The following is an 18368-nucleotide window of genomic DNA, read 5'->3' as shown; positions in this document are numbered from 1 at the left end:
CTGGGCGTGTCAGGCGTTGGGGTCGACGAGGATCTTGACGTGCTGTTCGTTGTTGTTGATGAGCTGGTCGAAGCCCTTCTCCACGAGGTCGTCCAGCGGGATCTTCGCCGTGATGAACGGGGCCAGGTCGAGCTTGCCCGAACGCACGAGCTCGATGGTGGCCGGGTGGTCGCCTGCGTAGCCGATGGTGCCGCGCAGGTCGATCTCCTTGAGCACCAGCAGCGGCATCGCGACCTCGGGATTGAAGCCCCAGATCGAGACGTTGACGATGACCGCGCCGGGACGCACCGCATCGAGCAGCATGTCGAGGACGGCCGGCACCGAGGAGCACTCGAAGCCGACATCCGCACCCTTGCCGTCGGTGCGTGTGCGGACCTCGTCGGCGACATCGACCTCACGCGGGTCGAACACCTCATCGGCCACGCCGGTCTCGCGGGCCTTGGCCTTGCGCGCCTCGGAGAGCTCGGAGATGTACACCGTCAGCCCGTAGGCCTTGAGCACAGCGGCGGTCAGCAGGCCGATCGGACCGGCACCGCCGACGATCGCGACGTCACCGGCCTTCGCATCCGACCGGACGAAAGCGTGGTGGCCGACCGAGAGCGGTTCGATGAGTGCGGCCTGGTCCAGCGGCAGATCGCCGACCGGGTGCACCCAGCGGCGTTCGACGACGATCTTCTCCGACAGTCCGCCGCCGCGGCCGCCGAGGCCGATGAAGTTCATGTTCGGCGACAGCTGGTAATCCGATCCCTCACCGGTGTCGACGCCGTCAGCGATGATGTAGGGCTCGACGACGACGCTCTCACCGACGGTGAGGTCATCGACGCCCTCGCCCAGAGCAGTGACGGTGCCGGAGAACTCGTGGCCCATCGTCACCGGGGCCTCTTCCCCTGAGATCGGGTGCGGGCTGCCCTTGGGCGGGATGAAGATCGGGCCTTCGAGGTACTCGTGCAGATCGGTTCCGCAGATGCCGCACCAGGCGACGTCGATGGCGACGGTGCCGGGCTTGAGCTCCGGCTCGGGGATGTCTTCGATGCGGATGTCGTGGTTGTCGTAGTAGCGTGCAGCTTTCACGATCGTGAACCTTTCGCGTGACGGGCAGCCGGTCCGGCTGCCTGCTTCAAGGCTATGACCGCGCAGGTCTCGTATGCACGCGCTCTCATGAGTCGGAACGCGGGGTTTCACCAGTGTTCACCTGGTGGATCTCCTTCGCCCGGGAGAACACCGCGTCGAGCATCTCGGTCGTCAGCCGGCCGGTGAAGGTGTTCTGCTGGCTGGGATGATAGCTGCCGATCAGCCAGACCGGCGCTCCGTCTGGCCGGGTGAGGACCGCCTCGGCGCCGTGGCCGAACCGCGGCTGGGGGCGCGGGACGTCCCAGCCCATGCCGCGCACACCGGACAGGGTCGCCTGCCAGGCGATCCCGCCGAGCGCGATGAGCACCCTCAGGGTGGGGATGAGCTGGAGTTCGCGGCGCAGCCACCCGGCGCAGGCCCGGCGTTCGCCGGGGGTGGGCTTGTTGTCCGGCGGGGCGCAGTGAACCGGGGCGATGGTGCGCGCACCGGTCATGACGAGCCCGTCGCCTGCCGCGGTGGAGTCGGGCTGGGAGTTCATGCCCGCCCGGAAGAGCGCGGCGTGGATCCAGTCACCGGACCGGTCGCCGGTGAACATCCGCCCGGTCCGGTTCCCGCCGTGGGCTGCCGGAGCGAGGCCGATGATGCCCAGCCACGCCTGCGGGTCTCCGAACGAGGAGACCGGCCTGCCCCAGTACGGCTCCCCGGCAAACGATGCACGCTTGTCCTTCGCGACCGATTCGCGCCAGTCGACGAGCCGGGGGCAGGCCCGGCACTTCGTCACCCGGGCGTCGAGCTCGGCCAGGGTGCGTGCGCGCTCAGCCAGGCGGGCGACGTCTGCGGCGCTGCGGGCGACCGGGGTGCTGCGTGCGGCGGGATCCTCCGGCCAGCCCTGACCGGCAGGCACCGGGGAGGCGAAGAGCTGTCCGGTCAGCGGGTGCGGCAGGCGTTCGGTCATGTCCTGAGCCTAGCCTGCTGACAGCAGCCGGCAGGCTGCCGTGCTCGTCACGCCGCCGCCCTGGGGCACAGGACGGTTGGGCAGCATGGCTGATCTCACGGAAGCCCAGACCGTCTGAGCCGACCCGAAATGCCGTGCGGTGTCGTAGATTGGAGCCATGCCAGGAGACGACACAACAGCTGGCGCACCCCAGCTGCAGAGCACGGTCACCGACACGGCGCTGATCTTCGAAGGCGGCGGCATGCGCGCGGCGCTGACGTCGGCGATGGTTGTGCGCCTGCTTGAGGAGGAGATCCACTTCGACTGGGTGACAGGCATCAGCGCCGGCGCGACGAACACCGCCAACTACCTCTCCCGCGATGAGCGGCGCGCCCGCCGCTGCTTCGTCGAGTTCTCCGCGGACCCGAACTTCGGCAATATGCGCACCTTTCTGCGCGGCCAGGGCCTGTTCAACTCCGACTACATCTACCAGGGCACCTCTCTGCCGGATCAGGCGCTGCCCTTCGACTGGGAGACCTTCGCCGCCAATCCCGCAGACTTCGCCGTCGCTGCCCTCGACGTCGACACCGGCGCTGAGAAGATCTGGACCCGCGCCGATATCGACACGATGAGCGATCTCATGCGCGCCGTCCAGGCTTCCTCGACGATGCCGGTCGTCATGCCGCCGGTGACGATCGGCGATCACACCTATGTCGACGGCGCGCTCGCCGAGCACGGCGGCATCCCGCTGCCGACCGCACAGCGGGCTGGGTTCGAGAAGTTCCTCATCGTGCTGACCCAGCAGCGGGACTATGCGAAGACCCCGCAGCGCTTCCCGTCGTTCTACCGCAGCTACTTCCGCCGCTACCCCGCTGTGGCTGACGCGCTGCTGGGCCGGTGGAAGCGCTACAACGCCATGCGCGAGGAGGTCTTCGAGCTCGAGCGCCAGGGTAAGGCCTATGTCTTCGTCCCGGAGGTCATGCCGGTCGGCAACAGCGAGCGGAACCTCTCGAAGCTCGCAGCAGCCCACCGGATGGGGCTCTCCCAGGTGCGCCGCGAGCTGCCGGCGATCCGCGAGTTCCTCGGGCTTGAGAGCCGATGACCGCCCTGCCCGGCGTCATGCCGCTGCCGGCGGCCGACACCGGCCGGGCAGATCTGTGGGTGTGGATCGTCGACCTGCAGGCCTGGGAGGGCACGGCGCGTGAGCGGATCAGCCGGCTGGTGCTCGCCTGCCATCTGCAGGTGAAGCCCGAGGCGGTGCAGCTCAGTGCCGATGGCCGGGGCGCTCCGGTGCTGCACATCGCAGATGAGCCGGGGCCATGTGTGTCCTTCGCCCGCTCCGGCGGGCTGCTCGCGATCGCAACAGCCGACACCCTGCTGGGTGTCGACATCGAGGTCCGCGCATCCGCACAGACCGCTGCCGATGTCACCACTCTGCTGCATCCGCACGAGCAGGACGTCATCTCCGGAGCCGATCCGCAGTTGCACGCAGCGGTGTTCACCCAGATCTGGACGCGCAAGGAAGCGCTGCTCAAGGCCTACGGGACCGGGCTGCGACGGGAGCTGGCCGCCGATGACGTCACGACCGCCTCGGCGGCGGGAACCGGACTGCACATCTGCGATCTGAAGGTCCCGGAGGAGGTAGCAGCGGCGGCAGGGCAGCCGGTGCATGCCGCTGTCTGCCTCGCCGGATGAGCCTGAAGCCAGCTGGGGTTCTCAGGCCAGCCGGGATTCCTAGACTGGTCGCCGAGAAGGAGTGAGGATCATGACCGCGTCCGCCCGCCCCTCTGTCATCCGCGGGGTGATGAAGCGCCTCGACCGTGCCCGGTTCCTGCCGGCTGAGCACCGCCGCAGCGCCGCCCGCGACCGGCCGCTGCCGATCGGATTCGGGCAGACGAACTCCCAGCCGAGCACTGTCGTGGCGATGTTGGAGCTGCTGCAGGTCGAGCCCGGACTCCGCGTGCTCGACGTGGGCTGCGGGACCGGGTGGACGACAGCGATCCTCGCCGAGCTCCTCGGTCCGGAGGGCTCGGTGATCGGCGTCGAGCGGATCGGTGAGCTGGCCGCGACGGCCGAAGGGCTGCTGGCCGATGTCGCCACTGCCTCGATCGTGCAGGCGACCCCTGGGGTGTTCGGGCTGCCGGAGGCAGGGCCCTTCGACCGGATCCTCGTCTCAGCTGCTGCCACCGAGCTGCCCGAGGAGCTCGTCGCGCAGCTGGCCCCGGGCGGGCTGCTCGTCATCCCGGTGGGCACGACGATGCTGCGGGTGCGCCGGCTCGTGCAGGGGGACACGCAGATCACCCAACACGGCGGCTACGCTTTCGTCCCGCTTGTACGCGAAGCCCACGGCAGCTGAACCGCAGCCTGCAGCCCTACTCCCCCGCCGGAACGACGATGCTCCCGCCGGCTGCGGGACAGACGTCCCTCAGCTGGCGGGAGCAGCAGCGTCCGCTCAGTCCTCGGCGCCGGCGTCCTTGAGGCGGGCGGTGCGCAGGTAGGGGTAGTGCTCCTCGACCTCGTCGTAGGTCTCCTGCGCCTCGGCGGTCGGCACGTGCGGAGGCACGATGACCTTGTCACCGGGCTGCCAGTCCGCGCCGGTCGCACAGGCACCGCGGTCGGCTTCCTGCAGGGCGTCGACGACGCGCAGGATCTCGTCGAAGTTCCGGCCGGTGGACTTCGGGTAGGTCATCGTCAGGCGGATCTTCTTGTCCGGGTCGATGACGAACACCGAGCGCACCGAGGAGGTGTCGCCGGCACCGGGGTGGATCATGTCGTAGAGCTCAGCGACCGTCTTGTCCGGGTCGGCGATGATCGGGTACGAGACGGTGGTGCTGGAGTACTCGTTGACATCGGGAATCCAGGCGAGGTGCTCTTCAGCCGTGTCGACCGACAGCGCGATGGGCTTGACACCGCGCTTGTCCCATTCGGCCTGCAGCTGCGCGACGCGGCCGAGCTCGGTCGTGCACACCGGGGTGAAGTCGGCGGGATGGGAGAAGAACACCACCCACTCATCGCCGGCCCAGTCGTGGAAGGAGATCGTGCCGGTGGAGGTGTCGGTGGTGAAATCGGGGGCGGTGTCGCCGAGGTGCAGTGACATGGAGAGGCCTTTCTGTCGTCACTGTCAGGGAATCGAAGGGTGAGTGCTGTCACTGACAGAGTAGCGGGCTGCCGCGGCTGTCAGTGACCCAGGGCGGAATTCGGGCGGAATCAGGGAGGAAACAGGGCGGATTCAGCTGTCCCTGGCGGCCTGTTCTGCAGCTTCCATCTCTGCGACGAATTCGCGTTTGGAGGACTGCCACTGGTCTTCGGTCATCCCGAGGCGCCAGTATCCGGAGATCGAGGCAGCGGACTTCTCGACGCCGCGCTCGACGAACAGGAAGCGGCGCAGATCTTTGATCATCTCCGCGACCCCGTGGATGAAATAGCTGACATCGCCTTCCGGCGGGGTATGTCCGCGCACGGCGGCGGCGAGCGCCGTGCCGTGGGTGGCGCCGTCGCGGCTGACCCAGATGAGTTCGACGCCATCGGGTTCGGGCATCTCGAAGCGGGCACGCTGGTGGGCGATCTCGACGAAGGCCGTCGCCGAGGTGCCGGCTGGCAGTGCGTCGAGCGCGGCGGCGATCGCCGGGGCCGCGGATTCGTCGCCGGCCAGGACGATGTGGCCGCCGGCGCTCGGCGCCCAGGCACCGCCGGGACCGAAGAACGCGAAGCGCTCACCAGGCTGCACATCGCGCGCCCAGGGGCCGGCCAGACCCTCTTCGCCGTGAATGACGAAATCGATCTCGGCCTCACCGGTGGCCGTGTCGACACGGCGCAGCGTATAGGTGCGGGTGACCGGCGCATCGGGGCGGGTGCGGCCCTCCAGCACCTCGGCGGCGTCGTCCGGCCAGGCGTACTCCGCCTCGGCGGGCGGGAAGAGCATCTTGATGTAGTGATCGGTGAAGGGCAGATCGAGCCCGATGAGATCAGGGCTGGTGACCGAGAGCCGGACGAGCTCATCGGAGAGATCCCGACGTCCGGTGACGGTACCCAGCCGCAGAACCCGCTTGCGTGGTGGTGCCATATCGCAGCCTGCCTTTCAGAGGTGGGAATGCGGCCCGGTGGAGCCACGCGAACATCCTACCCCACCTTTAGCTTAGGGTAACCTCACTCGCTCGATGGGCGGGTGCCCAGCACCTCGGGCACGGCCAGAGTATGCCCAGAGATTCACTCGAATTCAACCGCTGGTCATGTGTCGTGCCCACAATCCAGTGAAAGCATGCGCCTATTGTGCCTGGAGGACCTATGACAGAAGGTACGAAGACCCGCAGCGCACCGGCCCCGGTGACGCGCGGCTTCCTCGGCCCCGACCGCTGGTGGCACATCAGCTTCGGACTGCTGCTGGCCGCAGCACTCATCGGCTTCACGTTCTGGTCCTTCGGCTATGTGGGCCAGACCGAGTTCCGCCTCGTGCTCATCGTCACGATCATCTTCGGCATGTTCATGGCCTTCAACATCGGAGGCAATGACGTCGCCAACTCCTTCGGCACAAGTGTCGGTGCCGGAACCCTGACGATGAAGCAGGCGCTCATGGTCGCCGCCGTCTTTGAGGTCTCCGGCGCAGTTCTCGCCGGCGGTGACGTCACCGATACGGTGCGCTCAGGCATCGTCGACCTCGGCGGCATGCCGATCAACCCGATGGACTTCGTGTTCATCATGATGTCAGCGCTGCTCGGTGCGGCTGTTTGGCTGCTCGTGGCCACCCGGATGGGCTGGCCGGTCTCGACGACGCACTCGATCATCGGCGGCATCGTCGGTGCAGCGGTCACCCTCGGCATCGTCACCGGCACCGGCGGACTGGAGATGGTGCAGTGGGGTCAGATCGGGCAGATCGCGATCTCGTGGGTGCTCTCCCCGGTGCTCGGCGGCATCGCCGCCTATGTGCTTTTCGGCCAGATCAAGAAGCACATCCTCGTCTACAACGAGACGGCCGATGAGAAGCTGCGCAAGCTGCGCCAGTCCCGCGCTGAGCTGCGCACCCGCCACAAGCAGTCCTTCGAGCGGCTGACCGAACTGCAGCAGATCGCCTACACCAACGTCATGGCCCGTGACGCCGCGCAGGTGAACCTGCCGGACTTCGACCGCGACGATCTCGAGTCCGACTACTACCGCGAGCTGTACGACCTGCAGCAGGAGGTCGACGAGGTCAACTCGCACCGCGCACTGCAGGTGTGGGTGCCGCTGCTGGCCGCCGGCGGATCGATCATCATCGGTTCGATGCTGCTGTTCAAGGGACTGAAGAACCTCGACCTGTCCCTCGACGGAATCGGCAACTTCCTCGTCCTCGGCATGATCGGCGCCTCGGTGTGGATGGCGGTGTTTATCTTCGCCAAGACGCTGCGCCACCACGATCTGTCACGCTCGACGTTCCTGCTCTTCAGCTGGATGCAGGTGTTCACCGCTTCGGCGTTCGCGTTCTCCCACGGCTCGAATGACATCGCCAACGCCGTCGGCCCGTTCGCAGCGATCATCGATGTGCTCAAAACGCAGTCGGTGGCTGAGGAGTCGGCGGTGCCGGCGGCGATCATGGTCACTGCTGGTGTCGCGCTCATCGCCGGGCTGTGGTTCGTCGGCCGCAAGGTCATCCAGACCGTCGGCACGGGCCTGACGAAGATGCACCCGGCCTCCGGGTTCGCCGCCGAGCTCGCCGCTGCCGGTGTCGTCATGGGTGCTTCGGTACTAGGCCTGCCGGTGTCCTCAACACACATCCTCATCGGTGCGGTGCTTGGTGTCGGCTTGGTCAACCGGGCGGCGAACTGGAACCTCATGAAGCCGATCGCCCTGGCCTGGGTCATCACCCTGCCGGCGGCAGCGCTCATCGGCTCGGTCGGCGTCGTCACCCTGCGCGCACTGCTCGGCTGAGACAGGCGCGGGCTCAGGCGCTTGCGCCGGCCTGCGGGCGGATGGCCCTCGGGTGGGCCCTGCGGGGTTCAGCCGAGGGCCTTCTCCTTGACCTGCCGCTGGATGCGGGCGAGCATCCCGGACATGCCGCGCAGCCGCAGCGGACTGACGGAGTCGTTGAGGGAGAGCTTGAGCGCCAGATCCGAAGGCACATCGAGGATCTCCTTGGCGCTCAGCCCGTTGAGGCCCTCGTGCAGGATGCCGGCGAAGCCGCGGGTCGTCGGCGCCTCGGGCGGGGCGGAGAAGAACAGCCGCACCTCGGCACCCTCGCCAGCCGGCGCCTCGGTTCCGGCCTGCTCATCTTCGCCGACTTCGGTGACGAGGAAGATCGGTGACTGGCACTCCGGGACCGGTTCGAGCAGTTCCGGATGGTCGGCGTAGCGCTCGGGCAGGCCGGGCAGCTCATTGCTGAATTCGAGCAACAGCTGCAGCTTGTCCGGTTCGGCCAGCGCTGCGAAGTCGTCGATGATCTCCTGCAGCGACTCAGGGATGTTTTCGCTCATGCGCGGCCGGGCACCTCCCCGCGGTCTTCACCCTTGACGATCGGCACGCGCACGGCGTTGCCCCATTCGGTCCAGGAGCCGTCGTAGTTGCGCACCGATTCGTAGCCGAGCAGGTAGCGCAGCACGAACCACGTGTGGCTGGAGCGCTCACCGATCCGGCAGTAGGCGATGATGTCATCGGCGCGGTCGAGGCCGACCTCATCGGTGTAGATCGCCTCGAGTTCCTCACGGGAGCGGAAGGTGCCGTCGTCGTTGGCCGCCCGCGCCCACGGCACCGAGGCCGCCGTCGGGATATGCCCGCCGCGCAGGGCGCCCTCTTCGGGGTAGTCGGGCATGTGGGTGCGGGCGCCCGTGTACTCCTCTGGGGAGCGGACGTCGATGAGCGGCTTGCCGAGGTGGTCGAGCACATCGGTCATGAAGGCGCGGCTGGCGTCGTCGACGCGGTCGACGACCGGGTAGTCGGTGGTCTCGCGCTTGGGGGCGTCAGTCGTCATCTCACCGCCGGAGGCGATCCAGGCGGCGCGCCCGCCGTCCATCAGACGCACGTCAGGGTGGCCGAAGAGCTCGAAGACCCACAGGGCGTAAGCGGCCCACCAGTTGGATTTGTCCCCGTAGATGACGACGGTGTCCTCACGGCTGATGCCCTTCTTCGACATGAGGGCGGCGAAGCCCTCGCCGTCAAGGTAGTCACGGGTGACGGGGTCGTTGAGCTCGGTGTGCCAGTCGACCTTGACGGCCCCGGGGATGTGGCCGGTCTCGTAGAGCAGGACGTCCTCGTCGCTTTCGACGATGACGAGTCCGTCGTCGCCGAGGTGCTCGGCGACCCAGGCGGTGCTCACGAGCTTCTCGCCGTGGGCGTAGTCGCTGAACTTCTCATTCGGGTCGGCCGCGGGGCGCTGTGTCACTGAACCTCCATGGGGTGTGGCTTCTTAAGTGCGTAACGGCACGCCTGCCCATCCTATTCCGCCCGGTCACACAGAGCCGAGATGGCCGCCAGGGTGCGGACGTTGCGGGCGGTGACGGTGATGCCCAACCGGCGTTCGAGCAGGCTGTGGGAGACCTTCGAGCCGTGCACTCCGCGATCATGCCAGACCCGCACGTGACCGGCTGCCCAGGCGGCCTGTTCCCCGCCGGTGAGCGGCAGCTCGCAGCGGACGGATGCAGCGACGGGTGCGGCGAAGAGGTAGACGAGTTCCGTGCTGGGATCGTCGGCGATGCCGGTGAAGGGATCCTCAGCGAGGATCGCTGCGAGTTCGGCTGCGGTGCGGGTGAGCACCGGGACGGCGAATCCGTACGTCTCCTCCAGGGTTGCGGCGAGGCGGACGGTGAAGGCGGCCGGCGCCTCGGGCGGGGTGCACACGAGGTTGCCGCTGGCCAGGTGGGTGGCGATGCCTGAGGCGCCGAGGCGGCCGGCGAGTGCGCGCAGTTCGGCCATCGGCACGCGGTTGCGTCCGCCGAGGTTGATGCCGCGCAGGAAGAAGGCGCTGCGCTGGCTCACTGTGATGCCGCCGGCTGGCCGGAGGCTTCGAGGGCGTCGACGTAGACCCAGCGGCCAGCGCGCTTGGCGAAGGTCGACACCTCGTGGATGATGTGCTTTTCGCGGTCTTCGATGCAGTGGGCGCGGAATTCGACGAGGCCTTCGGTGTCGTCTGCTCCCCCGGCCTCGGTGCGCAGGATCTCCAGGCGCACCCAGTCAGCAACCGGCGGGGTGGTGTCGGCGGGGCGGGTGCGCGGATCCCAGGTGCGGAACAGGTGGTCGCCGTTGCCGGTGGCGAATGCGCAGTAGCGCGAGCGCATGAGCGCCTCAGCGGTGGCAGGCCAGGTCTGCAGGTTCAGGGCGGGCTGGCAGCAGTCGCGGAAGGCCGCGCCTTTCGGCAGGCCGCCGCACGGGCAGGTCGCACTACCGCTGCTGCGGGAGAACGCATGCGTTGTCATGGATGAAACGCTAGCAGGGTTGTCCCAGGCAGCCGAACCCCGAGAGCTGACACAATGGGGGCATGACGACTCTGTATCTGGCGACTGAACCGGCCGCTGACAAGCTGCTGGCTGAGAATCCCTTCGCCCTGCTCACCGGCATGCTGCTTGACCAGCAGGTCACCATGGAGTCCGCTTTCGCAGGCCCGGCCAAGCTGGCCGAGCGCCTCGGCGGCTACTCCCCTGAGCTGGTGGCGAAGGCCGATCCCGAGGAGTTCCTTGAGGCGTTCAGGCAGAAGCCGGCGGTCCACCGGTTCCCGAAGTCAATGGCTGAGCGGGTGCAGAAGCTCGCGGCGACGATCTGCGCCGACTATGACGGCCAGACCGAGGGGCTGTGGACCGACGGTGATCCGGACGGGCCCGAGGTGCTCAAGCGGCTGAAGAGGCTGCCGGGCTTCGGCGATCAGAAGGCGAAGATCTTCTTAGCGCTTTTGGGCAAGCAGTTCGATCTGCAGGCCGATGGCTGGCGTGAGGCTGCCGGTGAGTACGGAGATGCCGATGCGCTCATCTCCGTTGCCGATATCGTCGATGATGAGACGCTGCAGCAGGTGCGTGAGAACAAAAAGGCCCGCAAAGCGAAGGCGAAGGCAGCCAAGCAGCAGAAGTGATGGGCAACCGCGCTGGGCGGTCGTAAGACATGCAGCGGCCGTAAGACATGCAGCGGCCGGGATCCGATCGGATCCCGGCCGCTGTCGCTGTCACCGCTGGTCCGGCCAAGCGGGCGGCTGCTGATCCGGCTGCTGGCCTGACTGCTGACCAGGATTCCGACCCGGCTGTCCGGGGCCCAGCTGTTGGGGATCCGCCTGTCCCGGACCGGGCTGGGTGGGGCCGGGCTGTCCAGTGTTCCCGCCCTGCCAGCCGGCGCCGAAGTGCTGTGGCCGCACCGCCTCGGGAGCGAGCGGCTGGGCGGCATCGGCACGCGCGTAGTGATCGTACGGCAATGGCGGTGGTGCCTCAGCACCCCACTGCTGCACTGGGGCACCAACATCCACCGCGCCGCGGCGCGGAATCTCCTCGGCCACCCCGTACATCTGGACGCTGCGCACTCGGGCGAGGATGATCGCTGCGGCGGAGACGACGAGGATCGCAGCGACCGGGATGAGCATGAACGGCCCGCCGGCACCGGCCGAGCGGTCGATCTGCTGGGCGATCTCACCGCTGAAGGTCGCGGTGACGAACATGGCGACGTTGTTGATCGCGTGGATGACGATCGGTGCCTCCAGCCCGCCGCTGTAGTGGGCGAGGAGGGAGAGGAAGACGCCGAAGAGCCAGTAGTACAGGATCAGCCACGGGTCGCCGGCCATGTGGACTGCGGCGAAGAGCACGGAGCTGACGGCGGTGCCGAGGATGAGCGACGGGATGGGCCCGCGCACCCAGGAGCCGGCGATGCGCTGGATGACGCCGCGGAAGACGTACTCCTCAGCTGCGGCTTGGAACGGGGTGGTGAGCAGGACGACGACGAGGTAGAAGATGGTCATTCCGGCCGGCAGCGGGGCGTAGGCATCCCAGTCGCTGCTGACGACAAGCAGTGTGATGTAGATGGCGAAGCCGATGCCGATGGGGATGAGGCTCCACAGAAGCCACGTCCAGCGGAACCGTCCGACCACCGAGTTGAGGAAGCCGATGCGCTGCCGGAACAGGAAGCGGTGGAAGATGAGCGCGACGACGGCGAGGGCGATGAGGGAGAGGTTGGTGGCCAGCAGCATGAGCGGCGACATGCCGATTCTGCCCTCCGCCGCCGCTTCGAAATCGAGCTGGCCGGTGGCCAGGTCGATGATGCTGGCGATGAGGGAGAACACGAACGATGCGACCAGCATCGTGATGAGCAGCGCGACGATCGTGATGACGCCCTTCCACCAGCGGTTGCCCGGCAAGCGGTAGAACTCCGAATGCGTCTGACCGCGCTCCGCGGTCGAGGGGACCGCGGTAGAGGGGTCAGCTGCGGGCAGATCCGCTGTGACGTACGGGTCGCCGGGTGGTGTGGGCTGGCCGTCCGGAGCTGCCGGTGCCATGGGCGCGGCGTGGTGGTCTGGGCTGCGGCCGGTCTCAGGGCCGGGGGCGGTGTGCGGCTGAGGGTGTGGGGAACGCGTGGGGTCCGGGTGTCCCGGCTGGTCATCATGCATGACACCAAAACTACCAGCGCGGGACTGCTCTGCAGCTCACGGTGGCGCTTATGAGATGAAGAAGCGGCGCAGCGCGGCGAGGAACTCCTGGGGCTTCTCCGAGTGGATCCAGTGCCCGGCTCCCTTGATGGTGACCTTGAGCATGCGCGGGAACAGCGCGCGCATCGCCGGGGTGTACTCCGGCTTGATGTAGTCGGACCTCTCACCGGCAGCCCAGAGGACGAGCCGGTCGTAGGTCCTGCCGTCTGTGTCGGGGAAGTCACCGATGCTCGACAGGGAGCGGCACAGCAGGTCGAGATTCGGCTCCCAGTAGTAGCCGTCATCACCGGGCCGCAGGTTCTGCAGCAGGAAGCCGCGCACACGGTCGTCGGGGATGTCTGCGGCGAGTTTCTCATCAGCCTCACTGCGGGAGTCGACGGTGGAGAGGTCGAGGGCGCGCAGGGTGTTGAGCAGGTGGGAGAAGCCGCTGCCGGCATCGTGTGAGGAGTCTGCACTGCTGACCGGCGCGATGTCCTCGACGACGAGGCGGTCGACCAGCTGGGGGTGACGCAGGGCGAGCATCATCGCGACTTTGCCGCCCATCGAATGCCCGACCACACCGACAGGTGACTCCTCGGCACCGAAGGCGACGAGCTCCTCGGCGACGGCATCGGCCATCTCGACGTAGTCGAACTCCTCGGTCCACGGGGACTGCCCGTGGTTGGGCAGGTCGGCGAGCAGGCTCGTGCATTCGGGCTCGAGGCCCTTGGCGATCGAGGTGAAGTTCTTGCCGCGGCCGAACAGGCCGTGGAGGAAGACGATCTTCTCGGTATCCGCGCCGCCGCTGCCGATCTGCGTGGTATGCAGCTTCGTCTGCGCTCGGGTCTCACCGGTGCCGGTCGTCTGGGTCTGGGAACTCATGGCGAACAGTCTAGTGACCAGCCAGACCCCACGCGTACACAGCAGAACTTCCGCTACGCGCCGGCAACGGAGCAGGTGAGGCGGTCCCGGTGCGGCCACGGGTGCGCGGGCCGGGCTGAGGGCACCACCGCGCCGACCGGCACAGCCACCGCGTAGACTGACACAGTGGAGAACCGCACTGTCGCCGTCGTCCTGTTCGAGGGGTTCGAACTGCTCGATGTCTTCGGGCCCGTCGAGCTGCTCAGCGTGCTGCCCGCTGACTTCACCATCGTCATGCTCGGGCCCACCGGTGAGCCGGTCGCCAGCCATCAGGGCACCCGGATCGTGCCCGACACCGCCTGCACCGCAGCCCCGGCAGCAGATATTGTGCTCGTCCCCGGCGGCTTCGGCACGCGCCGGCTCGTCACCGAGGAGGGGTTCCTCGCCTGGCTGCGGGAGTACTGTGCCGGCGCCGAGGTGGTGGCTTCGGTGTGCACCGGATCGGCGCTGCTGGCAGCGGCTGGCCTACTCGATGGGCACCGGGCGACGACGAACAAGCGCGCCTACCGGTGGGCGACGGGCTTCGGAAGCGATGTCGACTGGCAGCCGGTCGCCCGCTGGGTCGAAGACGGCAGCCGCTGGACATCCTCGGGTGTGGCTGCCGGGATGGACATGACCGCTGCCCTCATCGCATCGCTTACGAGCCCGGAGCAGGCCCGTGAGGCCTGCGACTTCGTCGAACTCGACGTCCATGCCGACCCGGGCTGGGACCCCTTCGCTGCACGCAACGGACTCGTCCCCGGCACCGGTGCCCACCGCCTCGGCGACGGCAGCTGACAGAACAGGGAGTGAGGACACCGACGTGGACATCGATCTCGTTCCCGCCAACCTGGGCACCCAGGCCGTGCTGCTGGTGGCCGCCTTCGTGCTCTCGGCGATCATCGGCGTCGAACGCGAGCTGCGTCACAAGAGCGCCGGAGCGCGCACGCACATCCTCGTCGGCCTGGGCGCTGCCCTCTTCACGCTCGTGTCGGTCTACGGCTTCGCCTCAGCTGAGGACGTCACCCGCGATCCCACCCGGATCGCCGCGCAGATCGTCACCGGCATCGGCTTCCTCGGTGCCGGTGTCATCTTCGTGCGCCAGAACATCGTCTCCGGGCTCACGACCGCAGCCAGCATCTGGGTGACCGCCTCGGTCGGGATGGCCTGCGGTGCCGGCATGCCGACTGTTGCGGCGCTGACGGTCGGACTGTACCTGCTGACCGTGTTCGTCGTGACCTTCGCAGTCAAGCGGATGCGCGATCCGCGCCATTCGCGCTACATCACGATCCGCTACGCTGACGGCCACGGTCTGCTGCGCGACATCCTCGCCACCGCCTCGGAGCTGGGATACGAGGCGGCCCTGACCCACACGCAGCGCCTGCACGGCCGGAAGGGCACAATCATCCAGGCGTCGCTGCGCTTCACCCCCGGCCCGGATCTCAAGTCCGGCACGCTGGTCGAAGAGCTGACCGAACTGCCCGGCGTCTACCGGGTCATCGCCGCCACCGAGGAGAACGACTGAGGTTCAGCTGCCCTGGGCGGCCGGTGGCCTGCCGGTGCGCTCGCGGTGCTTGCAGCCGGGCCAGCAGCACGGCCGGCGCATCCCATCCTCAAGCTCCTCACGGGTGCGCCGGATGCGGCGCACACGTGTGGCGGCCTGCTTGGCGTCTTCGACCCAGCAGATGAACTCGTTACGCGCCAGTGTCGTGATGTCCAGCCATGCGGCCTCGGCCTGCGCATGAGCGGTGAGCTCAGCACGCAGGTCGTCGGGCAGCGGGTGGACAGCCCCGCCGGGCAGTTCCTCGGTCATGGCGTGATTGTACTGCCGACCGGCACCACCTGGGTGCCGGCGAGCATATCGCCGAGGTGACGGCCATCGGCCCGCAGCAGCCTCATGCCGAGCAGCACGAACAGCAGCCCCAGCCCCGCCCAGATGACGATGAGGGAGACAGGGTGATCGAACTCGGTGTAGACCCCGTCGATGACCCCGATGTGGGCCAGCTGCCAAGGCATGAACTTCACCGCATTGCGCACCAACGCCCGCCACGGTGCGCGGGCGCGGTAGGCGACCATGAGCCCGGCCCGGCGTTTGCCGATGGTGCCGCAGGGCCGGCGGTAGTCGAGGGCGGAGAAGAGGAGGATGATCGGCGCCACCGAGGTGAGCGTCACGATGAGCTGGGTGTGGGTGCTGCTGAACTCCGGCACCCCGCCGAGGACGAGGCCGTAGAACGCAGCGCAGACGAGGGCGAGCAGCACGAGGCAGCCGAGGATGACGATGTAGTCGATGCACAGTTCCTTGAGCCGCTGGGCTGGACGCACGACCTGACCCGCCATCCTCAGCCGCCCTCAGTCCTCGCTGCACCGGATCGCCGTTCGCGGTGTCGGTCGTCCATCGGACCTCCTCTCCCCGCAGCGGCGCTGCGCCCCCGCCTGCAGTCGGTCGCTGCCCTCCCGCCCCAGCCTACTGGTGATCCCGGTCACGCAGCCAGCCTCAGGCGCACCCGGTCTGCCGGGAATGCTCGCGCCCGAGGCGGTGGTCGCCTCAGGACGGGCAGCGCCCGTAGACTTGCGGCATGTGCACGGCGGCGATCATCCTCACCGGTGGGCGTTCGAGCCGCTTCGGCGGCCGGCACACCCCGGGCCTAGAGATCGCCGGGAGCCCGGTCATCGCCTCGCTGCTCAGCTCCGTCGAGGCAGCCGGGGTCGGCGAGATCCTCGTGTGCGGTTCGCCTGCCGGCATCGAGGCCGGGATGCTCGACCGCCTGCGTCTCGTGGAGGAGAAGCCAACCTTCGGTGGGCCGCTGCACGGCATCAGCTGCGCTCTTGCCGCGCTGTCGGCCGGTGAGCGGATCATCCTGGTGCTCGCCGGCGATATGCCGTCGGTGTCCGCTGCGCTGCTGGATCGGCTGCGCGCGGCTGTCACTGCCGGCACCCCGGCGGCTGCCGTCGACCCCCGCGGGCGAGTGCAGTTCCTGTGCGCAGCCTGGCCCGAAGCGACCCTGCGGGACGCCCTCACCGGTGTGGGGCCGACAGCCGGCCTGCCGGTCAGGGCGCTGTACCGCAGCCGCGATGTCACGCTCGTCCCGGCCACCGAGGTCGAGCTCATCGACATCGACACGCCTGCCGATCTCGCCCGTGCCGAACGCGCAGCCCAGATCGATTGACGCGTCGAACCAGCCCGCCTCCGGCAGAAGGGAACCAGCCCGCCTCCGGCAGAACACGGTCTGCTCGCCCGCGCGCCTGCTGTGCTTGAATGACAGCATGAGCGACACGCAGGCCCTTGAAGCGATCCGCGCCGGCTACACCTTCGACGAACCCGCCCTGGAACTCGGCTCCGCACTCGACGGCGACACCCCGGTGCCCGATGTGCGCGTGCGCATCCCTTTGAGCATGCTCAACCGCCACGGCCTCATCGCCGGCGCGACCGGCACCGGCAAGACGATCACCCTGCAGGTGCTCACCGAAGCGCTGTCGACAGCCGGCGTCCCGGTCTTCGCCGCGGATCTCAAAGGCGATCTCTCGGGTCTGGCGACGGCCGGCGAGTCCTCGGAGAAGCTCACCGCCCGCTCGCAGGCCAACGGCCAGGACTGGCAGCCCGAGGCCTCCCCGGTGACCTTCTACTCCCTCGGCGGAGAGGGCACCGGCATCCCGATGCGTGCGAGTGTCAGCTCCTTCGGACCACTCCTGCTGTCGAAAGTCCTGGGCCTGAACGACACCCAGGAATCCGTCCTCGGCCTCATCTTCCACTACGCCGATTCCGCAGGCCTGGCACTGCTCGATCTCTCCGACCTCAAAGCGGTGCTGTCCTTCCTCACCTCCCCGGAGGGCAAGGCCGACCTGAAGGACATCGGCGGAGTCTCCACCGCCTCGGCTGGGGTGATCCTGCGGGCGATCGCGAACCTGGAGATCCAGGGTGCCGACGCGTTCTTCGGCGAACCCGAATACGACATCTCCGACCTGCTGCGCACTCACGGTGAGGCTGGGGCGATCTCGATGCTGGAGCTGCCGGCGGTGCAGAACCGCCCGGCCTTATTCTCGACCTTCCTCATGTGGCTGCTCGCCGAGCTGTTCGAGACTCTGCCGGAGGTCGGCGATGCCGACAAGCCGAAGCTCGTGTTCTTCTTCGACGAGGCCCATCTGCTCTTCGCCGACGCCTCGAAGGCGTTCCTCGACTCCGTTGCGCAGACGGTGCGGCTCATCCGCTCGAAGGGCGTGGGTGTCTTCTTCGTCACCCAGCAGCCCACCGACGTTCCCGAGGCGGTGCTCGCCCAGCTCGGTTCGCGCATCCAGCATCAGCTGCGCGCCCACACGCCCAAGGAGGCCAAGGCGATCAAGGAGACCGTCTCGACCTTCCCGACGACTGACTACGACCTCGGTGAGCTGCTCACGAGCCTCGGCACCGGTGAGGCGATCGTGACCGTCATGGATCCCGATGGTGCGCCGACGCCGGTCGCTGCGACGAAGATCTTCGCCCCGCGCTCGAAGATAGGGCCCAGCGACCCGGCTCTCATGGAAAAGCTCGTCGCCGACTCCCCGCTGCAGGCGACCTATGGCGAGCGCATCGACCGGGAATCGGCCCGCGAGATCCTCACCCAGCGACTGGAAGCCGGTGCCGCCGACGCCGAAGCGGAGGGTCCCCCAGTCTCGGGTCCCACCTCGGGTCCGGAACCGGTGTCAGGCAGCGGGCCGGGTGCCGAACACGGTGGGGCCCGGATCCCGCTGCCGGACAGCGCGGGGGCGGGCAGAACCAGCCGCAACCGGTCGACTAAGCCCGGGAGACAGGATCAGACGATGCTCGAGCAGGTGGTGAATTCCCGCGAGTTCCGGCAGTTCACCCGCACCGCTGCCCGCGAGATCGCCCGCGGGATCTTCGGCACCGGCCGGCGCCGTCGGCGCTGAGGC

21 protein-coding genes are annotated in these 18368 nt (G+C 68.1%); 9 read left to right on the top strand and 12 right to left on the bottom strand.

From position 1 onward, the window contains the following. Positions 1–9: 9 nt before the first annotated feature. Together ACFFN1_RS06110 and ACFFN1_RS06105 are read right to left on the bottom strand one after the other, a co-directional pair. Complete coding sequence (locus ACFFN1_RS06110; protein WP_376839563.1) at positions 10–1071, bottom strand: 2,3-butanediol dehydrogenase; 1062 nt, start codon at positions 1069–1071, stop codon at positions 10–12. Positions 1072–1156: 85 nt separating this feature from the next. After that, a complete protein-coding gene (locus ACFFN1_RS06105) occupies positions 1157–2026 on the bottom strand; it encodes a uracil-DNA glycosylase (protein WP_376839561.1) in 870 nt (289 codons plus the stop codon). 157 nt (positions 2027–2183) lie between these two features. Here ACFFN1_RS06105 and ACFFN1_RS06100 point away from each other — a divergent pair, with 157 nt between their 5' ends. From ACFFN1_RS06100 to ACFFN1_RS06090, 3 genes are all read left to right on the top strand, one after another. Continuing rightward, the gene (locus ACFFN1_RS06100; protein ID WP_376839559.1) at positions 2184–3107 is read left to right on the top strand and encodes a patatin-like phospholipase family protein; all 924 of its coding nucleotides are present in this window, start codon (positions 2184–2186) and stop codon (positions 3105–3107) included. After that, the gene (locus tag ACFFN1_RS06095) at positions 3104–3700 is read left to right on the top strand and encodes a 4'-phosphopantetheinyl transferase family protein (RefSeq protein ID WP_376839557.1); all 597 of its coding nucleotides are present in this window, start codon (positions 3104–3106) and stop codon (positions 3698–3700) included. The genes ACFFN1_RS06100 and ACFFN1_RS06095 overlap by 4 nt, the downstream gene beginning before the upstream one ends. Positions 3701–3770: 70 nt before the next feature. Next, positions 3771–4361, top strand: coding sequence for a protein-L-isoaspartate O-methyltransferase family protein (locus ACFFN1_RS06090; RefSeq protein ID WP_376839555.1), 591 nt, complete (start codon positions 3771–3773; stop codon positions 4359–4361). Positions 4362–4457: 96 nt separating this feature from the next. Here ACFFN1_RS06090 and ACFFN1_RS06085 read toward each other — a convergent pair whose 3' ends face one another. Both ACFFN1_RS06085 and ACFFN1_RS06080 read right to left on the bottom strand, forming a co-directional pair. Then, positions 4458–5102: a peroxiredoxin gene (locus tag ACFFN1_RS06085; protein WP_376839553.1), complete on the bottom strand. Its 645-nt coding sequence runs from the start codon at positions 5100–5102 to the stop codon at positions 4458–4460. A gap of 132 nt (positions 5103–5234) precedes the next feature. After that, the gene (locus tag ACFFN1_RS06080; protein ID WP_376839552.1) at positions 5235–6068 is read right to left on the bottom strand and encodes a siderophore-interacting protein; all 834 of its coding nucleotides are present in this window, start codon (positions 6066–6068) and stop codon (positions 5235–5237) included. A gap of 221 nt (positions 6069–6289) precedes the next feature. Here ACFFN1_RS06080 and ACFFN1_RS06075 point away from each other — a divergent pair, with 221 nt between their 5' ends. After that, positions 6290–7906, top strand: a complete 1617-nt coding sequence (locus tag ACFFN1_RS06075) for an inorganic phosphate transporter (RefSeq protein WP_376839550.1) — start codon at positions 6290–6292, stop codon at positions 7904–7906. Positions 7907–7974: 68 nt separating this feature from the next. Here ACFFN1_RS06075 and ACFFN1_RS06070 read toward each other — a convergent pair whose 3' ends face one another. From ACFFN1_RS06070 to ACFFN1_RS06055, 4 genes are read right to left on the bottom strand one after another with little or no spacing between them, the layout of a single operon-like run. Continuing rightward, complete coding sequence (locus ACFFN1_RS06070) at positions 7975–8448, bottom strand: SufE family protein (protein WP_376839549.1); 474 nt, start codon at positions 8446–8448, stop codon at positions 7975–7977. Continuing rightward, on the bottom strand, positions 8445–9353 hold the full coding sequence (locus ACFFN1_RS06065; RefSeq protein ID WP_376839547.1) for a sulfurtransferase: 909 nt from the start codon (positions 9351–9353) through the stop codon (positions 8445–8447). Before ACFFN1_RS06065 ends, ACFFN1_RS06070 begins: the two co-directional genes overlap by 4 nt. 53 nt (positions 9354–9406) lie before the next feature. Then, positions 9407–9946 carry a DUF1697 domain-containing protein gene (locus tag ACFFN1_RS06060; RefSeq protein ID WP_376839545.1) on the bottom strand — a complete coding sequence of 180 codons (540 nt, stop codon included), beginning with the start codon at positions 9944–9946 and terminating at the stop codon, positions 9407–9409. After that, on the bottom strand, positions 9943–10383 hold the full coding sequence (locus ACFFN1_RS06055; RefSeq protein WP_376839544.1) for a YchJ family protein: 441 nt from the start codon (positions 10381–10383) through the stop codon (positions 9943–9945). The genes ACFFN1_RS06060 and ACFFN1_RS06055 overlap by 4 nt, the downstream gene beginning before the upstream one ends. Positions 10384–10445: 62 nt before the next feature. On the opposite strand from ACFFN1_RS06055, the gene ACFFN1_RS06050 reads away from it, so the two are divergent. Further along, on the top strand, positions 10446–11030 hold the full coding sequence (locus ACFFN1_RS06050) for an HhH-GPD-type base excision DNA repair protein (protein WP_376839542.1): 585 nt from the start codon (positions 10446–10448) through the stop codon (positions 11028–11030). A 90-nt stretch (positions 11031–11120) separates the two neighbouring features. Here ACFFN1_RS06050 and ACFFN1_RS06045 read toward each other — a convergent pair whose 3' ends face one another. After that, complete coding sequence (locus ACFFN1_RS06045; RefSeq protein ID WP_376839540.1) at positions 11121–12434, bottom strand: CPBP family glutamic-type intramembrane protease; 1314 nt, start codon at positions 12432–12434, stop codon at positions 11121–11123. Positions 12435–12593: 159 nt separating this feature from the next. After that, a complete protein-coding gene (locus tag ACFFN1_RS06040) occupies positions 12594–13445 on the bottom strand; it encodes an alpha/beta fold hydrolase (RefSeq protein WP_376839538.1) in 852 nt (283 codons plus the stop codon). Between the two features lie 165 nt (positions 13446–13610). On the opposite strand from ACFFN1_RS06040, the gene ACFFN1_RS06035 reads away from it, so the two are divergent. Together ACFFN1_RS06035 and ACFFN1_RS06030 are read left to right on the top strand one after the other, a co-directional pair. After that, positions 13611–14261 carry a DJ-1/PfpI family protein gene (locus ACFFN1_RS06035; protein WP_376839537.1) on the top strand — a complete coding sequence of 217 codons (651 nt, stop codon included), beginning with the start codon at positions 13611–13613 and terminating at the stop codon, positions 14259–14261. A gap of 25 nt (positions 14262–14286) precedes the next feature. Then, positions 14287–14988: an MgtC/SapB family protein gene (locus ACFFN1_RS06030; RefSeq protein WP_376839535.1), complete on the top strand. Its 702-nt coding sequence runs from the start codon at positions 14287–14289 to the stop codon at positions 14986–14988. A gap of 3 nt (positions 14989–14991) precedes the next feature. Here ACFFN1_RS06030 and ACFFN1_RS06025 read toward each other — a convergent pair whose 3' ends face one another. After that, a complete protein-coding gene (locus tag ACFFN1_RS06025) occupies positions 14992–15276 on the bottom strand; it encodes a YdeI/OmpD-associated family protein (protein ID WP_376839534.1) in 285 nt (94 codons plus the stop codon). Then, entirely contained in the window at positions 15273–15785 is a 513-nt protein-coding gene (locus ACFFN1_RS06020) for an RDD family protein (RefSeq protein WP_376839532.1), read from the bottom strand. The genes ACFFN1_RS06025 and ACFFN1_RS06020 overlap by 4 nt, the downstream gene beginning before the upstream one ends. A 254-nt stretch (positions 15786–16039) precedes the next feature. Between ACFFN1_RS06020 and mobA the strand changes: the two genes are divergently transcribed. Beyond that, the gene (mobA, locus tag ACFFN1_RS06015) at positions 16040–16630 is read left to right on the top strand and encodes a molybdenum cofactor guanylyltransferase (RefSeq protein ID WP_376839530.1); all 591 of its coding nucleotides are present in this window, start codon (positions 16040–16042) and stop codon (positions 16628–16630) included. A gap of 97 nt (positions 16631–16727) precedes the next feature. Then, positions 16728–18365: a helicase HerA-like domain-containing protein gene (locus tag ACFFN1_RS06010; RefSeq protein ID WP_376839528.1), complete on the top strand. Its 1638-nt coding sequence runs from the start codon at positions 16728–16730 to the stop codon at positions 18363–18365. The last annotated feature ends 3 nt before the right edge of the window (positions 18366–18368 follow it).

The organism is Brevibacterium otitidis, from assembly GCF_042429315.1.
Taxonomy (GTDB): Bacteria; Actinomycetota; Actinomycetes; order Actinomycetales; family Brevibacteriaceae; genus Brevibacterium; species Brevibacterium otitidis.
The sequence above is the reverse complement of the archived record's forward strand: the minus strand, read 5'-3'. Positions and strand labels throughout refer to the sequence as shown.

Bases quoted from the DNA above. Each gene is read 5' to 3' on its own strand.
- ACFFN1_RS06105 (WP_376839561.1), bottom strand. From the start codon at position 2,026: ATGACCGAACGCCTGCCGCACCCGCTGACCGGACAGCTCTTCGCCTCC.
- ACFFN1_RS06100 (WP_376839559.1), top strand. From the start codon at position 2,184: ATGCCAGGAGACGACACAACAGCTGGCGCACCCCAGCTGCAGAGCACG.
- ACFFN1_RS06095 (WP_376839557.1), top strand. From the start codon at position 3,104: ATGACCGCCCTGCCCGGCGTCATGCCGCTGCCGGCGGCCGACACCGGC.
- ACFFN1_RS06090 (WP_376839555.1), top strand. From the start codon at position 3,771: ATGACCGCGTCCGCCCGCCCCTCTGTCATCCGCGGGGTGATGAAGCGC.
- ACFFN1_RS06085 (WP_376839553.1), bottom strand. From the start codon at position 5,102: ATGTCACTGCACCTCGGCGACACCGCCCCCGATTTCACCACCGACACC.
- ACFFN1_RS06080 (WP_376839552.1), bottom strand. From the start codon at position 6,068: ATGGCACCACCACGCAAGCGGGTTCTGCGGCTGGGTACCGTCACCGGA.
- ACFFN1_RS06075 (WP_376839550.1), top strand. From the start codon at position 6,290: ATGACAGAAGGTACGAAGACCCGCAGCGCACCGGCCCCGGTGACGCGC.
- ACFFN1_RS06070 (WP_376839549.1), bottom strand. From the start codon at position 8,448: ATGAGCGAAAACATCCCTGAGTCGCTGCAGGAGATCATCGACGACTTC.
- ACFFN1_RS06055 (WP_376839544.1), bottom strand. From the start codon at position 10,383: ATGACAACGCATGCGTTCTCCCGCAGCAGCGGTAGTGCGACCTGCCCG.
- ACFFN1_RS06050 (WP_376839542.1), top strand. From the start codon at position 10,446: ATGACGACTCTGTATCTGGCGACTGAACCGGCCGCTGACAAGCTGCTG.
- ACFFN1_RS06045 (WP_376839540.1), bottom strand. From the start codon at position 12,434: ATGGCACCGGCAGCTCCGGACGGCCAGCCCACACCACCCGGCGACCCG.
- ACFFN1_RS06040 (WP_376839538.1), bottom strand. From the start codon at position 13,445: ATGAGTTCCCAGACCCAGACGACCGGCACCGGTGAGACCCGAGCGCAG.
- ACFFN1_RS06025 (WP_376839534.1), bottom strand. From the start codon at position 15,276: ATGACCGAGGAACTGCCCGGCGGGGCTGTCCACCCGCTGCCCGACGAC.
- mobA (WP_376839530.1), top strand. From the start codon at position 16,040: ATGTGCACGGCGGCGATCATCCTCACCGGTGGGCGTTCGAGCCGCTTC.
- ACFFN1_RS06010 (WP_376839528.1), top strand. From the start codon at position 16,728: ATGAGCGACACGCAGGCCCTTGAAGCGATCCGCGCCGGCTACACCTTC.